The sequence below is a fragment of the Shinella agrisoli genome, from assembly GCF_046557955.1.
In the GTDB taxonomy this organism is placed as follows: domain Bacteria; phylum Pseudomonadota; class Alphaproteobacteria; order Rhizobiales; family Rhizobiaceae; genus Shinella.
In genome coordinates this window covers 30172-46544 of the sequence record NZ_JBJIEP010000020.1, presented here as the reverse complement: position 1 = coordinate 46544, position 16373 = coordinate 30172, and the positions used below count along the sequence as shown (strand labels likewise).

The following is a 16373-nucleotide window of genomic DNA, read 5'->3' as shown; positions in this document are numbered from 1 at the left end:
CACCAGACACGCACTCCGTCATAATACCGTCACCGAACTTTCGGTGAAACGTCATCGTCCCGTTACCGGAGTGACACGCCCGGGACTCATGGTCTGCCCGTCGATTCGCGGGCTTGGCCGGAGGTGGCATGGCGATTGTTCCCGAGGCGCTGACGCGGCGCTCGTTCCTTGTGACCGCAGGGGCCGGTGCGCTTGCGGCCTCCTCCGCGCTGGCGCTTCCCTACTATGCAAGGCGCCATGGCAGCCCGGCCTTCTCGCACGGGGTGCAGTCCGGCGATGTCGATTGCGCCTCCGGCATGGTCTGGGCGCGCACCGACCGGCCGGCGGAGGTGATGCTCGAATACTCGACCACGGACAGCTTCCTGAACGCGGCGCGCCTGCCGCTGCAGAAGGCGACCGTCGCCTCCGACAACACGGTCAAGGCGATGCTCTCCGGCCTGTTGCCGGACCAGGATATCTTCTACCGCTTCACGGCGAGCGACCCCTATTCCAGCCATCTCGTCTCGGAGCCGGTCGTCGGGCGCTTCCGCACCGCGCCGATGCGCAAGCGATCCGTTCGGTTCGTCTGGTCGGGCGATACGGCGGGTCAGGGCTGGGGCATCGACGATGTCGGCATGAAGACCTATTCGACCATGCTGCGCCACGAGCCGGATTTCTTCATCCATTCGGGCGACACGGTCTATGCCGACGGGCCGATCCCGGACGAGATCCCGCTGCGCGACGGCGGCGTGTGGAAGAACCGCATCGTCACCGACGAGAAGCGCGACGTGGCCCGCACGCTCGCCGAATTCCGCGGCCAGTGGAAGTACAATCTTCTCGACGAGCATCTGCTGGCGTTCAACAGGGCGTGCCCGACCTTCTTCCAGTGGGACGACCACGAGGTGCTGAACAACTGGTCGGAGTCGAGCGATCTTTCCGGCGACCGGCGCTATCTGGAGAAGGATATCGGCGTCTACGAGGCGCGCGCCCGGCGCGCCTTCCACGAGATGACGCCCATCCGCTATTTCGCCACCGAGCCCGGCCGCATCTTCCGCAAGATCGCCTACGGGCCGCTGCTCGACGTGTTCTTCGTCGACCTGCGCTCCTACCGTAGCCCGAACCGGGGCAGCACGCAGAACGGTCTGTTCGGCTGGCGGCAGGCGGACTGGCTGCGGCGCGAGCTTGCCACCTCGCGCGCCACCTGGAAGGTCATCGCCTGCGACATGCCGCTCGGGCTCGTCATCTGGGACGATCATGCCCAAAGCCTCGGCTACGAGGGCGTGGCGGACGGTCTCAACGGCCCGCCGGCGGCGCGCGAGCGCGAGATCGCCGACCTCCTTTCCTTCATGCGCGACAATGCGGTCCACAACGTCGTCTGGCTGACGGCGGACGTGCACTACACGGCCGCCCACCACTACGACCCGTCGCGCGCGAAGTTCCAGGACTTCGAACCGTTCTGGGAATTCGTCTCCGGCCCGCTGCATTCGGGCACCTACGGGCCGAAGCCGCTCGACATGACCTTCGGGTCGGAAGTGCGCTTCATCAAGTCCTCGAAAGGGGGCGTCGACAGCAACCTGCCGCCCTCGGCGGGCCTGCAATTCTTCGGCCTCGTCGACATCCACGGCGCGAGCGAGGAGATGACGGTGCGGCTGATGGACCGCGAGGACCGGGAACTCTGGCGCATCACGCTGCCGCCGGTGCGCCCGTCGTGAGCCAACAGAGTTGCGCCCCGCCCCTTTCGCATTTGCGGAAAAACATGTAAGAGCCCGGCCATTGAAGACGGCGCCCTCGTTTGCGCGCGCCCCGAACCTCAGAGACCCTACTCATGTCTATCCGCAATATCGCGATCATCGCGCACGTCGACCATGGCAAGACCACGCTCGTCGACGAGCTTCTGAAGCAGTCCGGCTCGTTCCGCGAAAACCAGCGCGTCGCCGAACGCGTGATGGACTCCAACGACCTGGAAAAGGAACGCGGCATCACCATTCTCGCCAAGGCCACCTCGGTCGAGTGGAGGGGCCACCGCATCAACATCGTCGACACGCCCGGCCACGCCGACTTCGGCGGCGAGGTGGAGCGCATCCTCTCGATGGTGGACGGCGCGATCGTCCTCGTAGACTCCTCCGAAGGCCCGATGCCGCAGACCAAGTTCGTCGTCGGCAAGGCCCTCAAGGTCGGCCTCAAGCCCATCGTCGCCATCAACAAGATCGACCGCCCGGACGGCCGCCACGAGGAAGTGCTGAACGAGGTGTTCGACCTCTTCGCCGCGCTCGACGCCACCGACGAGCAGCTCGACTTCCCGATCCTCTACGGCTCGGGCCGCAACGGCTGGATGAACGTCAACCCGGAAGGCCCGCAGGACGAAGGCATGGCGCCGCTGCTCGACCTCGTCCTGAAGCACGTTCCGGAACCGACGGTCGCCGAAGGCCCGTTCCGCATGATCGGCACGATCCTCGAGGCCAACCCCTTCCTCGGCCGCATCATCACCGGCCGCATCCACTCCGGCTCCGTCAAGCCGAACCAGGCCGTCAAGGTCCTCGGCCAGGACGGCAAGCTGATCGAGACGGGCCGCATCTCCAAGATCCTCGCCTTCCGCGGCATCGAGCGCACGGCGATCGAGGAAGCCCATGCCGGCGATATCGTCGCCATCGCGGGCCTGACCAAGGGCACGGTCGCCGACACGTTCTGCGATCCCTCCGTCACCGAGGCGCTGAAGGCCCAGCCGATCGACCCGCCGACCGTCACCATGTCCTTCATCGTCAACGATTCGCCGCTCGCCGGCACCGAGGGCGACAAGGTCACGAGCCGCGTCATCCGCGACCGCCTGTTCAAGGAGGCCGAGGGCAACGTGGCGCTGAAGATCGAGGAAGCCGAAGACAAGGACTCGTTCTACGTGTCCGGCCGCGGCGAACTCCAGCTCGCCGTCCTCATCGAGACCATGCGCCGCGAGGGTTTCGAGCTTGCCGTCTCGCGCCCGCGCGTCGTCATGCACAAGGACGAGAGCAGCCAGCTCCTGGAGCCGATCGAGGAGGTCGTCATCGACGTCGACGAGGAGCATTCCGGCGTCGTCGTGCAGAAGATGTCCGAGCGCAAGGCCGAGATGGTCGAGCTGCGCCCCTCGGGCGGCAACCGCGTCCGCCTCGTCTTCTTCGCCCCGACCCGCGGCCTCATCGGCTACCAGTCGGAGCTTCTGACGGACACGCGCGGCACGGCGATCATGAACCGCCTGTTCCACGACTACCAGCCCTACAAGGGCGAGATCGGCGGGCGGGTCAACGGCGTCCTCCTCTCCAACGAGTCGGGCGAGGCCGTCGCCTATGCGCTCTTCAACCTGGAAGACCGCGGCCCGATGATCATCGAGCCGGGCGAGAAGGTCTACGAGGGCATGATCATCGGCATCCACTCGCGCGACAACGACCTCGACGTCAATGTGCTGAAGGGCAAGAAGCTGACCAACATCCGCGCCGCCGGCAAGGACGAGGCCGTCAAGCTCACCCCGCCGATCAAGTTCACGCTGGAGCGCGCGCTCTCCTGGATCCAGGACGACGAGCTCGTCGAGGTGACGCCGAAGTCGATCCGCCTGCGCAAGCTCTATCTCGACCCGAACGAGCGCAAGCGATTCGAAAAGCAGCGGGCCGCCGGCGCCGCATAAGCAGGCGTTCCCGAAACGGGACAAATTCGCACCCCGGCCTCGTGCCGGGGTTTTTCATGTGTGTGCCATCGTTTTACGGCTTGTGACGTTTGTTAAAAAAGCGTTAACTTTTCGCGGGTGCCACCCGGAACTCGCCTGTGGGCAAACGAAGCCTTCGCCCCTCATGGGATTCCGGTGGAATCGGTGCCGGAATATGAGTCGTGTTATGAAAACACTGTCGATCGATGTGCGGCGTGCCGAGCCGCAGGACGCCCGTGCGATATCCGAGACGCATCGGGTATCGTGGCTGCAGGCCTATGGAGGCCTCATTCCGCACAAGCCGCTCAACCAGATGGTCGACCGGCGGGACGAGACCTGGTGGCGCAAGGCGACGCGCGGTCCCGCCACGCTTCTGGTGCTGGATGTCGCCGGCACGGTGGCGGGTTATGCCACGCTCGGCCTCAACCGCGCCCGCGCGCTGCCGCAGGAAGGCGAGGTCTACGAACTCTACCTGCGCCCCGAATACCAGGGCATCGGCCTCGGCCGGCTGCTCTTCGGCGAGGCGCGGCGGCTCTTGAAGTCGCTCGGCTGCAACGGGCTGATCGTCTGGTGCCTGGAAGACAGCGAACATGCCGACCGCTTCTTCCGCTCCGCCGGCGGGCGCGACATCGCCGAAGGCATGGAGAGCTTCGGGGAGAAGGAGCTGAAGAAGATCGGCTTCGTCTGGCCCTGACGCCTATTCGGCTTTCTCCGGCAGATAGCGCATCGGCTCTCCCGCCAGTTTCCCCCGTGCGCCGTGCCATTGCGGTTCGGACTTTCCGCAGATGAAACCGGGCGCTTCTTCGTCCGCGACCTTGCGGGCCAGCGTGTTGGCGTCCTTGTTCTCCAGCGCATCGACATAGCCGACGACGCAGCTTTCCGGATTTTCCGCCGTCGCCACCGTCGAGACGACGAGGACCTCGCCGTATCGCGTGTCGGTGTCGCTCGTCGTTTCCGGATCGGACGGGAACCAGCGGACGATGGTCGCGAAGGGCTTGCCGGCCTCGCCCAGCCGCCATTCGATCGTCGCGCCGGTGTGGTTGAACGGTCCGAAGCTCTCGAAGGCCTCGTCGAGCCAGACCTTGCTGATCGGGCCGTAGGTCTGGCTTTGCCGCAGATCGCTTTCCTTGAAATAGACGGCAAGATCCGCGTAACCGGCGCATTTGAGGGTGACGCTCGGGCCTTCGTCCGTTTTCGCAAGCGTCTCGCAGGCATCGAGGTTGCGTTCCGTGTAGGCGCTTTCGTTGGCATGCGCCATGGAGATCATGGAAGCGGCGAGCGCGATGGCAAGAAACATGGGCGTCGGGCACATGGGCATTCTCCGGTCTTCTGGGAGACGGCACAGGATAGCGCTCTATTCGGCTTCGGCGAAAGTCATGTTGCGCTGCAGCGGGATTCGCATTAGGAAGCCCGCAAATCACTCCGTTTCCACCTGAGGGATACTCATGCGTATTGATGCGATTTCCGTTGGCAAGAACCCGCCGGACGATGTGAACGTCATTGTCGAGGTGCCGGTCGGCGGCCACCCGATCAAGTACGAGATGGACAAGGAAGCCGGCGCGCTGGTCGTCGACCGCTTCCTCTATACGCCGATGACCTATCCCGGCAACTACGGCTTCGTTCCGCACACGCTCTCGGAAGACGGCGACCCGATCGACGTGCTGATCGCCAACACCCGCCCGCTCGTTCCGGGCTGCGTCATCAATGTGCGCCCGATCGGCGTCATGGTCATGGAAGACGATGGCGGCAAGGACGAGAAGATCCTCGCCGTGCCTGTGCAGAAGCTGACGCGCCGCTACGACAAGGTCGAGAACTATACGGACCTGCCCGAAATCACCCTGAAGCAGATCGAGCACTTCTTCGAGCACTACAAGGATCTGGAGCCCGGCAAGTGGGTGAAGATCGCCGGCTGGCAGGATGTCAACGTCGCCAAGAAGCTGATCGTCGAGGCGATCGAGCGCTACAAGGCCGACAAGAAATAAGCGTCAGCGCCGTACGGCCTTCTCCAGCCTGAGAACGATGTCCTCCGGGTCGCCCTCGATCCGGAGGATTTTCTTTCTCTGGGTGTCGCCGGAAACGAGGCTCACGGCGGATTTCGCAACGCCCGCCGCCTTGGCGATGAGGGCGACCAGCGCCTTGTTCGCCCTGCCTTTGTCCGGCGGATCGCTGACCCGCGCCTTCAGGTAGCTCTCGTCGTCGGCGCCGGTCTCCCATCCGTCGATCGCATCGCGCCCGCCGTTCGGCGTCAGCCGCACCGTCAGGCGGACATGGCCGCCATGACGCCGGAGCGCGTCCATCACGGGGCCAGAAGCGCCGGCGCCACGACGGAGCGGATCACCTGTTCCAGGAAGAACAGGATGACGAGCACGACGAGCGGGGAGAGGTCGACGCCGCCGAAGTTCGGCAGGACGCGGCGGATCGGACGGTAGATCGGTTCGGTCAGCTGGTAGAGCGAGCGGCCGATGGTCGCGATCACCTGATTGTTCGCGTTGATGACGTTGAAGGCATAGAGCCAGGAGAAGATCGCCGAGGCGATCACCAGGAACCATGCGATGCTGATGATGAACAATAGGGTGTTGATGACCGCTATCATTGACGTCTCCAATTGGGTTTCGTGCTGACATGTAGCCATTGCCGGCCCCGCCAGCAAGGCCGGGTTCCGGGCGGCGCGGCAACATGTTTAATGCGGGCGGGTTTGCACGGGATGCAAGGCCGCCGGCATTTTCCCGGAACTGCTCTCAATCCTCGTGGAAGATGCGGTCGAGGAAGGACGTCATCCAGAGGCGTAGGGCGGCATCGTGCAGCAGGCGGCCGTCGAGATGGGCGCGGCCGGCCTGAGCGCCGGGCAGCTCGAAGCGGTGCGCCCCGCGCACGACCCAGCGATGCATCATGGCGAGCGTCAGCTCGCCGTGGAACTGGATGCCCCAGGCATTGTCGCCGTAGCGGAAGGCCTGGTTCTCGTAGTGGTGGCCGGTGGCGAGCAGCGTCGCGCCGGCAGGAAGATCGAAACCTTCGCGATGGAACTGGTAGACCATCTCCGGCCAGGGCATCAGCGCCGTTCCGGCCTCGGTCGCCTTCAAGGGATACCAGCCGATTTCCGTCCAGCCCTCGGCGTGGCCGATCACCGTGCCGCCGAGGTTCTTCACCAGCATCTGCGCGCCAAGGCAGATGCCGAGGACGGGGCGGTTCTCCCTGAGCGGCACCGAAAGCCAGTCGATCTCCTGCCGTACATAGGGCTCGTCGTCATTGGCGCTCATCGGCCCGCCGAAGACGACGGCGCCCGCATGATGTTCCAGCGTTGCGGGCAGCGGATCGCCGAGCACCGGCCGGCGGATGTCGAGCGCGTGGCCCATCGCCTGGAGGATCTGGCCGACGCGGCCGGGGCTGGAGGTCTCCTGATGCAGCACGACGAGGACGGGGCGCTTGCGGTGCGGCTTGCGGGGGAAATCGAGCATGGCTCAGCCTTCGTCCGCCTCCCCCTGGCCCGCCGCTCCAACCCTGTCGGCCACTTCCTGGCGCTTCATGATGCGTTCCCGGCCCGAGACGCCGAGGAGGTCCGCGATGCGCCAGATGGCATGATCCTCCATTTCGCTGCGTTCGCCGTCGGCATAGACGATCTCCCAGAGCAGGCCGATGAGGCCGACGCGCTGTTCCTCGGAAAGCTGGCGCTTGAGTTCCGAGGTGAAGCGGAAGAAGTCGATCGCCTCGCTTTCCGCGTCCGTGCCGGCGGCGACGAGCGCATCCAGCTCCGCTTCGTCCACACCGTAGAATTCCTTGAAGCGGGCGCGCAGCGCCTTCTTCTCGACATCCAGGATCTTGCCGTCGGCTTCCATCACCTGGATGCAGAGCGCCATGACGGCGACGCGCGGGTCGTCGGCGGCGAAGACCGGCTTGTCGCCGCCGGCAAGGCTCGCGAGAAACTGCTGCAAGCGTTCGAACATCGATTTTCAGCCCCGTACCCTCAAAGCCTCAGAACAACCTGAAGCCGCTCGTCGCGTCCCGCTTGGCCCCTTCCTTGACCCCCGGATCGTCCGGCAGGCCGTAGAAGGGCCGTTCTTCCTCTTCCTTGTCGTCTTCGCCCGCCTTCGTCCTTTCCGACGTCGCGTCCTTCACCGGCGCGGGCTCGGCAACCGTGGCGACGACGACGGGCTTTTCGGCCTCCGCCTTCGCGATCTCCACCACTTTTTCGGCCCTTTCGGCGGGCTTCGACTCGATGGCGAGCGGTGGCAGGGTGCGGATGGCCTCGTCGACCGTATCGATGGAACCCTCCTCGACCGGGCCTTCAAGCGGGCTGACGGGCGTCTTCCATTCGAAGGCGTCGAGACGGCCGGTGACGGGCGAGATGGCGCGCCATTCCGGCGAGGTGATGCCGTCCGCCGTCCAGGCGGGGTCGCGCGGGGCCTTCAGCGCCTGGTTCATCCAGTGGCGGATGCGGCCCTGGTCGCCGGTCTCGGCATCCTCGATGTCGGCGAGCAGTAGGAAGGCGCTCTCGCGGGGGGAAAGGCGTGCGGCGGCCTCGGCCTTGGCGCGGGCCAGCGTGAAGTCCCGCGCCTCCAGCGCGGCTTCGGCGACCGCATAGAGCGCCTCGGCATTGTTCGGGCGCATGGCCTCCAGCTTTTCGGCCCGTTTCAGCCGGTCGGAGGCCGAATCGCCGCTGCGGGCGCGGACATAAAGCTTCGCGACCTCGCCATGTGCGGTCGCCTTCCAGAGCCTTTCGAGGATCGAGGCGGCCTTGCGCAGGTTGTCCTCGCGCAGGTACGCCTTGGCCTCGATGAGGCCGGCCGGCACGAAATTCTCGTCGAGCTTCAGCGCCTGGTGGGCATCCTCGCGCGCCCCTTTCGGGTCCGCGTCGAGCTTTGCGGCAGCGCGGGCGGTGAGCAGCACGGCCTTGCGGCGGGCATGGACCTTCTTCTCCTCGGCCGAGCCGGAGCGGCCGTCGCCGAGAAGCTTCAGCGCCTCGTCCCAGTCGCCGGCCTGCGAGCGATATTCGAGAGCGGCTTCCGTCGCCCAGGGAAGCTGCGGCGCCTTTTCCGCCGCGCGTTCGGCATATTGCCGCGCGGCCTCGTTGGCGCCGAGGCGGCGGGCTTCCAGATAGAGGCCGCGCAGGCCGAGTTCCCGGGTCTCCGGATCGTCGGCCATCAGCTCGAATTTCTTGCGCGCGTCGTCGTAGCGGCCTTCGATCATCGCGGCCTGCGCTTCGAGCAGGTGGATGAGCGGTTCCTGGTCGGCGCTGATGAGGCCCTTGGTGCGGGCGAGCATCTTGCGCGCGCCGGCGGCATCGCCCGCGCCGGCGGCGATGAGGCCGGTCGAGAGCGCCTGATAGCCGCGGTCGCGCTTGCGGGCGCGGAAATAGCGCTGGATCGAATGCGGCGAGGTCCAGATGACGCGCACCAGCCACCAACAGAACATGACGGCGGCGATCAGCGAGACGACGAGCGTGGCTGCCACCATCAGGCTCATGTCGGCGCGCTGGCCCTGCCAGACGATGGAGAGTTCGCCGGGGCGGTCGGCAAGCCAGGCGAAGCCGGCGGCAAGCGCGAGGACGAAGAGAGCGAAGACCAGAATGCGGATCATGAAGCCTTTCTCCTCAGCCCTGGTTGGGTGTGCTGGTGGTCGTGCCGTTCAGGGCGCCGGAAACGACGGCGCCGATCAGGTCCTCGACGCCGACGCGTTCGTCGAGCTTGCGCTTGTACTCCGTCGCCGCGCCCTGGCCCTTCTCCGGCAGGGTCCGCCACTCAATCTGCGCGCCCTTGAAATCGCCGTTCTGCAGCTTGTTCTCGATGCGGGCGACGATTGCCTCCGGCGTGTCTCCCTCGACGCTGCCGACGGGGCGCACGCGGATCGCCGAGGCGGCGCTCGACATCAGGCGGCTGATGACGCCCTGATCGCCCTCCGGCTGGTGCACGGCGTCGAGAATGGCGTCCGCCACCGCATGGAAGTCGCGCACGAGGTCGGCGCGCGAGGATACGCCGACGGCGGCATGTTCGCGCAGGCCCGCAAGGGACGGGTCGTCCGGCGCGATGCTGGCGAAGGCCTCGAGCTCGGCGAGATAGGGGCCGCCGCGGTCGATCGCGGTCTTCAGCGCGCTCGCGGCGACGGCCCGCGCCATCTCGATGTCGCTGCGCGGCTCTTCCAGCTTCTGCTCGGCGGCGGCGAGGCGCTCGGCCAGCTGGCTTTCCGTCGTGCTGACCGCCTCGGTGGTGCGGGCGAGAGCTTCGCGGAGCGCTGCAAGCTCGGTGGTCAGCCGCGTCACGTCGCCTTCGAGCTTGCCGAGGGCTTCCGGATCGGCGCCGGGCGCGGCCGTGCCTTCACGCGCCGATTCCTCCAGCGCGGCAATGCGCATCTCGATCGGCTGGAGGTCGACAGGGCTTGCGGCCGCGGTTTCGGAGAGGCGGGTCTTCAGCGCCTCGATTTCGTTGGAAAGGGCGGTGACGGCGCCGGTGTCGTCGGCGCGTCCGGGCCCGAGTGCCGGCAGGTAGCCGCCATATTGCAGGCTGCCGGCGCCGAGAAGGGCGATCAGGCCGCCGAGGATGCCCGCGGCGAGCGTGCCGGCATTGCCGCGTTGCGGCGGCGGCGTTGCGGCGCGCACGGGCTCCTCGTAGGTGGCGCGGGCCGGCTCCACCGTCTCCCGCCTTTCCTCGGCGGTTTCGGTCTCCGTTTGCGTCGCGGCGGCTTCGGTAGGTGCCGTTTCCGCCGCGGACGCTTGCGTGACTTCGGTGTCCGGCGCCGATGCGTCGTCCTCGGCCTTTTGCTCGGCGGCCAGCGCCTCGTTGCTGGCGGAGGCGGGAACGGCTTCGAGGTCGATCGTCACGGGCTTGTCGCCGGCCTTCTTTCGACGGGACGGGGTTTCCGGTTCCATGGCGACCTCCTCGCGTTCATGTGCACTGCATTCAACGTAGACAGGGAAGGCAGAGAGGAAAAGACCCTTGCGGCAAATTCGTCCATCGATGCCTGCGCTTAGAGCAGCGCAAGGAGGCTTTCCTCGTCGGGTGCCGGGGCGATGGCGGCCAGTGGTGCGAAGCGTTCCGGCACGGCGGATGCGACATTGCGGCTCAGGCAGAGGAGGCGCGTCGCGCGGAAGCGGTCCGGCATTTCGCTAAGTGGCGCAAGATCGAAGAAGGCGCGGGCGCTTTCCCGCGAATAGAGCAGCACCGCATCCGGCACGGGCTGCAACAGGGCGGACTCGGCTTCGGCGCGAGGCGGGCGGAGCGGCATCATGCGGTAGCATTCAACGGTGCGGAAGGGAATGCCGGCCTCCCGAAGCCGGATTTCGAAGCCGGGGGCGCGCGGGTTGCCGGCAAGATAGAGGATGAGGCCGGCCGGTTCGCCGCCGTGCGCGGCGATCATCCCGGCGAGATCCTCACCATCGCCGCCGGCGCTGAGGACGAAGCGGAAGCCGGCCTTGCGTGCGGCCTTCGCGGAGGCCTGCCCGACGGCGAAGACGGCCGTCGACAAGTGGCGATCAAGATCGGCGCCGAGCTTGCCCAGAAGGCGCGCCGCCTCCGCGCTGGTGATGGCGATTGCCGCATGGGGCCCGGCAAGCGCCGCCTTCGCCGCATCGACATCGTGTTCGGCCCTCGACAGCGGCAGCAGGACCGGCTCGTGCCCGAGCGCCGTCAGCCTGCGGGCGGTGCGGGCCGCCGCGGGCTCGGGGCGAAGGACGAGGACGCGCATGGATCAGCCCCAGCTTGCGAAGAAATCCGCTCCCGCCTTGGCGCGGATCGCCCGCCCGGCACCTTCGCCGATCGCGCCGGCGCTCGATGCCGGGCCGCTCGCCTCGATCTCGTGGAAGCGGCTGCCGTCCGGCGTCAGGATCATGCCGCGAAAGCGCAGGTCGTCGCCTTCGACGGTCGCGTAGCCGGCGATCGGCGTGCGGCACGAACCGTCGAGCGCGGCGAGGAAACCGCGCTCGCAGGAGACGGCGGCGTGTGTCGCCGCGTCGTCGATGGCGGAGAGCAGGCCGTTCACGCGCTCGTCGCCGACGCGGCTCTCGATGCAGATCGCGCCCTGCGCCGGGGCCGGCGGGAAGGAGACCGGGTCGAGGATTTCCGTCGGCACGTCGAGCTTGCCGAGGCGCTTGAGGCCGGCATAGGCGAGCAGCGTGGCGTCCGCCTGGCCTTCGGCGAGCTTGCCGAGCCGGGTATCGACCTGGCCGCGGAAGACGATCACGTTGAGGTCCGGCCTGAGGCGCCGGATGAGGGCTTGGCGGCGCAGCGAGGCGGATCCGACGGTGGCGCCCTGCGGCAGGTCGAGGAGGCGCCTGGCGGTGCGGCCGATGAAGGCGTCGCGGATGTCCTCGCGCGGCAGGAAGGCGGAGAGATGCAGGCCCTCCGGCAGTTTTGTCGGCATGTCCTTGGAGGAATGCACGGCGAAATCGAGCTCGCCGGAGGAAAGCTGCGCCTCGATCTCCTCCGTGAAGAGGCCCTTGCCGCCGATCAGCGCGAGCGAACGGTCGGTGATGCGGTCGCCCTTCGTCGAGAGGACCACGATCTCGAACATCTCTTCCGGCAGGCCGTGCGCCGCCATCAGGCGCGAACGGGTCTCGTGGGCCTGGGCGAGCGCCAGCGGGCTGCCGCGCGTGCCGATCCTGAAAGGTTTTGTTTGCATCCGCCTTGATCCATTGTTACCGGGATGTCTCGTAACCGGCTTTAGAGCCGCCCGCAATCGATCCTAGTGCTTCATGTCGTCCATTCTCACCATCCTCGGCATCGAAACGAGCTGCGACGAGACGGCAGCTTCCGTTGTCGCACGGCATGCCGACGGCAGGGGCGAAATCCTCGGCGAGGTGGTGCTGAGCCAGCTCGAAGAGCACAGCGCCTATGGCGGCGTGGTGCCGGAGATCGCGGCGCGCGCTCACGTGGAGGCGCTGGATAGCCTGATTTCCGAGGCACTTTTGCGCGCCGGACGGTCCCTTGACGATGTCGATGCCATCGCCGCGACGAGCGGCCCGGGGCTGATCGGCGGGCTCATCGTCGGGCTGATGACCGGCAAGGCGATCGCGCGGGCGACGGGTAAGCCGCTCTATGCCGTCAACCATCTGGAAGGCCATGCGCTGACCGCGCGGCTGACGGATGGGCTGTCTTTCCCCTATCTCATGCTGCTGGTCTCGGGCGGCCATACCCAGCTCGTGCTGGTGCGCGGCGTCGACGACTACGAACGCTGGGGCACGACCATCGACGACGCGCTCGGCGAGGCCTTCGACAAGACGGCCAAGCTGCTCGGCCTTGCCTATCCCGGCGGGCCGGCGGTCGAACGCATGGCGAAAGGGGGCGATCCGGAGCGCTTCACCTTCCCGCGCCCGCTCGTCGGCGAGGCGCGGCTCGACTTTTCGTTCTCCGGCCTCAAGACGGCGGTGCGCCAGGCGGCGCAGTCGCTCGAGCCGGTGACGGACCAGGACATCGCCGATATCTGCGCCTCCTTCCAGCGCGCCGTGTCGCGGACGCTGAAGGACCGCATCGGCCGCGGGCTGGAGCGGTTCCGCGCGCTCCGCCCCGACGTCGAAAGGCCGGCGCTGGTCGTCGCCGGCGGCGTGGCGGCGAATGCGGAGCTGCGTTCGACGCTGCAGGCGCTCTGCGACAGGCACGGATTCCGCTTCGTCGCGCCGCCGCTTTCGCTCTGCACGGACAATGCCTCGATGATCGCCTGGGCGGGGCTGGAACGCATGGCGGCCGGTTTCGCGCCGGATGACCTGGCTGTCGCGCCGCGCTCGCGCTGGCCGCTGGACCGCGAGGCGGCGACGGTGCTCGGATCCGGCAAGCGGGGGGCCAAGGCATGACGACTGCACCGAAGATCGCCGTCGTCGGCGCGGGCGCGTTCGGAACGGCGCTGGCAAGCGTGGCCGCCGCGCGCGGCGGCGACGTCACATTGATCGGCCGCAATGCCGAGGCGGTCGAGGCCATGCGTTCGTCGCGGCGCAACGACAAGGTTCTGCCGGGCATCGACCTGCCGCAAACGCTTTCCTACAGCGCCGATGCCGAGGCGATGCGCGGCGCCGGCATCGTGCTTTTCGCGATGCCCTCGCAGGCGCAGCGCGAGGCGGCGCGCACGCTCGCGCCCCTTCTCCATCCTGGAACGGCGGTCGTCATCTGCGCCAAGGGCATGGAGAAGGGCACCGGCCGGCTCTTGACGGACGTGCTGGAAGAGGAGTTGCCCGGCCGCGAGATCGCGGTGCTCTCCGGCCCCGGCTTTGCCGCCGACATCGCGAAGGGTCTGCCGACGGCGATGGTGGTCGCCGCGCGGACGGCGGAGATCGGCGCGATGCTGGCGCAGGCCCTTTCGGGGCCGACCTTCCGGCTCTACCCCTCGACGGATCGCATCGGCGTTCAGCTCGGCGGTGCGCTCAAGAATGTGCTGGCGATCGCCTGCGGCATCATCGAGGGTGCGCAGCTCGGCGATTCGGCGCGGGCGGCGCTGATTTCGCGGGGCCTGGCGGAGCTCTCGCGCTTCGTCGCGGCCCATGGCGGGGAGGGCATCACGGTGACGGGGCTTTCCGGTCTTGGCGATCTCGTCCTGACCGGTACGAGCCACCAGTCGCGCAACCTGCGTTTCGGCATCGCGCTCGGCCGGCACGGCACTGCGGCCGGCTGGTCCGGCGACCTGGTGGAAGGCGCCTTCGCGGCCTCGGTCGCCTCCGGCGTCGCGGAGGAGAAGGGCATCGACATGCCGATCACCGACGCGGTCGCGCGTATCATCGACGGCACGCTCGACGTGAAGACCGCCATCGGGCAGCTCATGACGCGCCCGATCACCCAGGAATGACAGAACGGCCATAACCAACTGAGAGAGACCGCTCCATGCATTTCGCATTCATCTGCAAGGACAAGCCCGGCGCGCTCCAGGTGCGCCTCGATACGCGTCCCGACCATCTCGCCTACCTGAACGCGCTCAACGCGGACGGCAAGCTCGCCTTCGCCGGCCCCTTCCTCGGGGATGACGGCAAGCCGACCGGCAGCCTCGTCGTGGTCAAGGCCGCAACGATCGAAGAGGCGCGGCAGATGGCGCAGGACGATCCCTATGCCAAGGCGGGGCTTTTCGCCGACGTCGAGGTGAAGGCCTGGAACTGGGTCTTCAACAACCCGGAGGCCTGATCCATGGCATATTGGCTCTACAAGTCCGAACCCTTCAAGTTCTCCTGGGAAAAGCTCAAGTCGAAGGGCGAGGCCGGCGAGGAATGGGACGGCGTGCGCAACTACCAGGCGCGCAACAACATGCGCGCCATGAAGATCGGCGACAAGGGCTTCTTCTACCATTCCAACGAGGGGCTGGAGATCGTCGGCATCACCGAGGTCTGCGCGCTGTCGCATCCCGATTCGACGGCCGGCGATGACCCGCGATGGGATTGCGTCGATATCCGCGCGGTGCGCGACATGCCCCGGCCGGTCTCGCTGAAGGAGATCAAGGCCAATCCGAAGCTATCCAACATGTCGCTCGTCACCTCCATGCGCCTGTCGGTGCAGCCGGTGACGGAGGAGGAATGGATAGAGGTCTGCCGCATGGGCGGGCTCGACAAGCCGCCGCGCTGATCCCGGAGCATCCGGCCGATGCCCCGTTATTGTTCTCGCGCCGGTCTTCCTGAAAGATCGTGCGCAATTTTCGGAACGCCACTCCGGTGAAAACGGATCCCGAAGTCTTCATCCGCGCCAATACAGACGTGCTGGCGCCGCCGCATGTCCCGGAGGTGAAGCTGAGGCTCGCCACCGAGGCGCACGAGCTGTGGTTGAAGACCGAGGAGGAGCTGGAGGAAATCGGCCTGCCGCCGCCCTTCTGGGCCTTTGCCTGGGCGGGCGGCCAGGGGCTCGCCCGCCACGTGCTGGATCACCCGGCGCTGGTTGCCGGAAAAAGCGTGCTCGACTTTGCCAGCGGTTCGGGCCTCGTCGGCATCGCGGCGCGCCTGTCCGGCGCCGCCTCGGTATTGGCGGCGGACATCGATCCCTGGAGCGGGACGGCGATCCGGCTGAATGCCGCGCTCAACGGGGTCGAGATCGGCCATACGGCTGAAAACCTCGTCGGCCGCGACGAGGGCTGGGACGTGGTGCTCGCCGGCGACGTCTTCTACGATCGCGATTTTTCCGAGGCGCTCATCCCGTGGTTTTCGTCGCTGGCTGCGCGCGGCGCGGCGGTGCTCGTCGGCGATCCCGGCCGCGCCTATTGCCCGCGCGAGCACATGGAGGCGCTCGCGACCTATACGGTGCCGGTGACGCGGGCGCTGGAGGACAGCGAGGTCAAGAGGACGACCGTCTGGCGGTTTACCGGCCCGGCCGGATGACGCAGACGCCGGCTTCCCATGAGCAGCCGTTCCCGCCCGGCGTTACCGTGATGACCTTCGGCCCGCCTTTGCGGCGGCCTGCCGGAGGGTCGTACCAATCGATCGCGCTGTCGTCTTCGACATAAAAATAGGTGCCGCCGTCACCATAGCCGCGATAGGCTGCAATCGCGCCGCCGTAGAAACTGCGGCTTCCATGCCGAAGCTCGCGATCGCTTCCGTAGCGAAGCTCGGTGCGCAGGCGGCCGCCATGGCCTTTCTGCTCGAAGGCCGGCAGCTTCTTGAACCGGGAATGGTGGCCATGATGGCGGGAGTGCCACCCGTCACGGGCGTCGGCGGCCGTCATGCCGCCTGCGGCAAGCACGACCGCAAGCCCTAAGACTTTGGTCGCACGGAGCGCTGATAACAGAGTCATTCTGTCCTGCCTTCCGGATCACGCTTAATAGATCGTTAACGGCAAGA

The 16373-nt window shown here is 67.1% G+C and carries 19 protein-coding genes; 9 read left to right on the top strand and 10 right to left on the bottom strand.

All coding sequences use genetic code 11. From position 1 onward, the window contains the following. The first annotated feature begins 128 nt into the window (after window positions 1-128). From ACIIOY_RS20005 to ACIIOY_RS19995, 3 genes are all read left to right on the top strand, one after another. Window positions 129-1691 (top strand): alkaline phosphatase D family protein, encoded by a 1563-nt coding sequence (locus ACIIOY_RS20005; protein ID WP_411036437.1) that lies wholly within the window; start codon window positions 129-131, stop codon window positions 1689-1691. Window positions 1692-1804: 113 nt separating this feature from the next. Then, window positions 1805-3631: a translational GTPase TypA gene (typA, locus tag ACIIOY_RS20000; protein ID WP_411036436.1), complete on the top strand. Its 1827-nt coding sequence runs from the start codon at window positions 1805-1807 to the stop codon at window positions 3629-3631. 205 nt (window positions 3632-3836) lie between these two features. Further along, window positions 3837-4343 carry a GNAT family N-acetyltransferase gene (locus tag ACIIOY_RS19995; protein ID WP_411036435.1) on the top strand — a complete coding sequence of 169 codons (507 nt, stop codon included), beginning with the start codon at window positions 3837-3839 and terminating at the stop codon, window positions 4341-4343. Between the two features lie 3 nt (window positions 4344-4346). On the opposite strand, the gene ACIIOY_RS19990 is transcribed toward ACIIOY_RS19995, so the two are convergent. Beyond that, a complete protein-coding gene (locus tag ACIIOY_RS19990; RefSeq protein WP_411036434.1) occupies window positions 4347-4961 on the bottom strand; it encodes a hypothetical protein in 615 nt (204 codons plus the stop codon). Window positions 4962-5094: 133 nt separating this feature from the next. Here ACIIOY_RS19990 and ppa point away from each other — a divergent pair, with 133 nt between their 5' ends. After that, entirely contained in the window at window positions 5095-5631 is a 537-nt protein-coding gene (ppa, locus tag ACIIOY_RS19985; RefSeq protein WP_411036433.1) for an inorganic diphosphatase, read from the top strand. A gap of 3 nt (window positions 5632-5634) precedes the next feature. Here ppa and ACIIOY_RS19980 read toward each other — a convergent pair whose 3' ends face one another. The 8 genes from ACIIOY_RS19980 to hemC form a co-directional block, all read right to left on the bottom strand. Further along, window positions 5635-5946 (bottom strand): DUF167 domain-containing protein, encoded by a 312-nt coding sequence (locus ACIIOY_RS19980; protein WP_411036496.1) that lies wholly within the window; start codon window positions 5944-5946, stop codon window positions 5635-5637. Next, window positions 5946-6242: a YggT family protein gene (locus tag ACIIOY_RS19975; protein ID WP_411036432.1), complete on the bottom strand. Its 297-nt coding sequence runs from the start codon at window positions 6240-6242 to the stop codon at window positions 5946-5948. The genes ACIIOY_RS19980 and ACIIOY_RS19975 overlap by 1 nt, the downstream gene beginning before the upstream one ends. Before the next feature lie 145 nt (window positions 6243-6387). Then, on the bottom strand, window positions 6388-7104 hold the full coding sequence (locus tag ACIIOY_RS19970) for a glutamine amidotransferase (protein WP_411036431.1): 717 nt from the start codon (window positions 7102-7104) through the stop codon (window positions 6388-6390). Window positions 7105-7107: 3 nt separating this feature from the next. Continuing rightward, window positions 7108-7590, bottom strand: coding sequence for a tellurite resistance TerB family protein (locus ACIIOY_RS19965; protein WP_411036430.1), 483 nt, complete (start codon window positions 7588-7590; stop codon window positions 7108-7110). Between the two features lie 28 nt (window positions 7591-7618). Next, window positions 7619-9223 carry a heme biosynthesis protein HemY gene (locus ACIIOY_RS19960; protein WP_411036429.1) on the bottom strand — a complete coding sequence of 535 codons (1605 nt, stop codon included), beginning with the start codon at window positions 9221-9223 and terminating at the stop codon, window positions 7619-7621. A gap of 13 nt (window positions 9224-9236) precedes the next feature. Beyond that, window positions 9237-10508, bottom strand: coding sequence for a COG4223 family protein (locus ACIIOY_RS19955; protein WP_411036428.1), 1272 nt, complete (start codon window positions 10506-10508; stop codon window positions 9237-9239). Between the two features lie 98 nt (window positions 10509-10606). After that, entirely contained in the window at window positions 10607-11323 is a 717-nt protein-coding gene (locus ACIIOY_RS19950; RefSeq protein WP_411036427.1) for a uroporphyrinogen-III synthase, read from the bottom strand. 3 nt (window positions 11324-11326) lie between these two features. Then, a complete protein-coding gene (gene hemC / locus ACIIOY_RS19945; protein ID WP_411036426.1) occupies window positions 11327-12256 on the bottom strand; it encodes a hydroxymethylbilane synthase in 930 nt (309 codons plus the stop codon). 73 nt (window positions 12257-12329) lie between these two features. Here hemC and tsaD point away from each other — a divergent pair, with 73 nt between their 5' ends. From tsaD to ACIIOY_RS19920, 5 genes are all read left to right on the top strand, one after another. Continuing rightward, window positions 12330-13424 carry a tRNA (adenosine(37)-N6)-threonylcarbamoyltransferase complex transferase subunit TsaD gene (tsaD, locus tag ACIIOY_RS19940; RefSeq protein ID WP_411036425.1) on the top strand — a complete coding sequence of 365 codons (1095 nt, stop codon included), beginning with the start codon at window positions 12330-12332 and terminating at the stop codon, window positions 13422-13424. Continuing rightward, window positions 13421-14407 carry an NAD(P)H-dependent glycerol-3-phosphate dehydrogenase gene (locus tag ACIIOY_RS19935; RefSeq protein ID WP_411036424.1) on the top strand — a complete coding sequence of 329 codons (987 nt, stop codon included), beginning with the start codon at window positions 13421-13423 and terminating at the stop codon, window positions 14405-14407. The genes tsaD and ACIIOY_RS19935 overlap by 4 nt, the downstream gene beginning before the upstream one ends. 35 nt (window positions 14408-14442) lie before the next feature. Further along, window positions 14443-14736 carry a YciI-like protein gene (locus tag ACIIOY_RS19930; protein ID WP_411036423.1) on the top strand — a complete coding sequence of 98 codons (294 nt, stop codon included), beginning with the start codon at window positions 14443-14445 and terminating at the stop codon, window positions 14734-14736. 3 nt (window positions 14737-14739) lie between these two features. Beyond that, window positions 14740-15171: an EVE domain-containing protein gene (locus ACIIOY_RS19925; protein ID WP_411036422.1), complete on the top strand. Its 432-nt coding sequence runs from the start codon at window positions 14740-14742 to the stop codon at window positions 15169-15171. Between the two features lie 86 nt (window positions 15172-15257). Continuing rightward, on the top strand, window positions 15258-15914 hold the full coding sequence (locus ACIIOY_RS19920) for a class I SAM-dependent methyltransferase (protein WP_411036421.1): 657 nt from the start codon (window positions 15258-15260) through the stop codon (window positions 15912-15914). Here ACIIOY_RS19920 and ACIIOY_RS19915 read toward each other — a convergent pair. Beyond that, window positions 15895-16326: a hypothetical protein gene (locus tag ACIIOY_RS19915; RefSeq protein ID WP_411036420.1), complete on the bottom strand. Its 432-nt coding sequence runs from the start codon at window positions 16324-16326 to the stop codon at window positions 15895-15897. The genes ACIIOY_RS19920 and ACIIOY_RS19915 overlap by 20 nt on opposite strands. Window positions 16327-16373 lie beyond the last annotated feature (47 nt).

What these genes read in the sequence shown, in the direction of transcription:
- ACIIOY_RS20005 (WP_411036437.1), top strand. Translation starts at nt 129, where the DNA reads ATGGCGATTGTTCCCGAGGCGCTGACGCGGCGCTCGTTCCTTGTGACC.
- typA (WP_411036436.1), top strand. Translation starts at nt 1,805, where the DNA reads ATGTCTATCCGCAATATCGCGATCATCGCGCACGTCGACCATGGCAAG.
- ACIIOY_RS19995 (WP_411036435.1), top strand. Translation starts at nt 3,837, where the DNA reads ATGAAAACACTGTCGATCGATGTGCGGCGTGCCGAGCCGCAGGACGCC.
- ACIIOY_RS19990 (WP_411036434.1), bottom strand. Translation starts at nt 4,961, where the DNA reads ATGTGCCCGACGCCCATGTTTCTTGCCATCGCGCTCGCCGCTTCCATG.
- ppa (WP_411036433.1), top strand. Translation starts at nt 5,095, where the DNA reads ATGCGTATTGATGCGATTTCCGTTGGCAAGAACCCGCCGGACGATGTG.
- ACIIOY_RS19980 (WP_411036496.1), bottom strand. Translation starts at nt 5,946, where the DNA reads ATGGACGCGCTCCGGCGTCATGGCGGCCATGTCCGCCTGACGGTGCGG.
- ACIIOY_RS19975 (WP_411036432.1), bottom strand. Translation starts at nt 6,242, where the DNA reads ATGATAGCGGTCATCAACACCCTATTGTTCATCATCAGCATCGCATGG.
- ACIIOY_RS19970 (WP_411036431.1), bottom strand. Translation starts at nt 7,104, where the DNA reads ATGCTCGATTTCCCCCGCAAGCCGCACCGCAAGCGCCCCGTCCTCGTC.
- ACIIOY_RS19965 (WP_411036430.1), bottom strand. Translation starts at nt 7,590, where the DNA reads ATGTTCGAACGCTTGCAGCAGTTTCTCGCGAGCCTTGCCGGCGGCGAC.
- ACIIOY_RS19960 (WP_411036429.1), bottom strand. Translation starts at nt 9,223, where the DNA reads ATGATCCGCATTCTGGTCTTCGCTCTCTTCGTCCTCGCGCTTGCCGCC.
- ACIIOY_RS19955 (WP_411036428.1), bottom strand. Translation starts at nt 10,508, where the DNA reads ATGGAACCGGAAACCCCGTCCCGTCGAAAGAAGGCCGGCGACAAGCCC.
- ACIIOY_RS19950 (WP_411036427.1), bottom strand. Translation starts at nt 11,323, where the DNA reads ATGCGCGTCCTCGTCCTTCGCCCCGAGCCCGCGGCGGCCCGCACCGCC.
- hemC (WP_411036426.1), bottom strand. Translation starts at nt 12,256, where the DNA reads ATGCAAACAAAACCTTTCAGGATCGGCACGCGCGGCAGCCCGCTGGCG.
- tsaD (WP_411036425.1), top strand. Translation starts at nt 12,330, where the DNA reads ATGTCGTCCATTCTCACCATCCTCGGCATCGAAACGAGCTGCGACGAG.
- ACIIOY_RS19935 (WP_411036424.1), top strand. Translation starts at nt 13,421, where the DNA reads ATGACGACTGCACCGAAGATCGCCGTCGTCGGCGCGGGCGCGTTCGGA.
- ACIIOY_RS19930 (WP_411036423.1), top strand. Translation starts at nt 14,443, where the DNA reads ATGCATTTCGCATTCATCTGCAAGGACAAGCCCGGCGCGCTCCAGGTG.
- ACIIOY_RS19925 (WP_411036422.1), top strand. Translation starts at nt 14,740, where the DNA reads ATGGCATATTGGCTCTACAAGTCCGAACCCTTCAAGTTCTCCTGGGAA.
- ACIIOY_RS19915 (WP_411036420.1), bottom strand. Translation starts at nt 16,326, where the DNA reads ATGACTCTGTTATCAGCGCTCCGTGCGACCAAAGTCTTAGGGCTTGCG.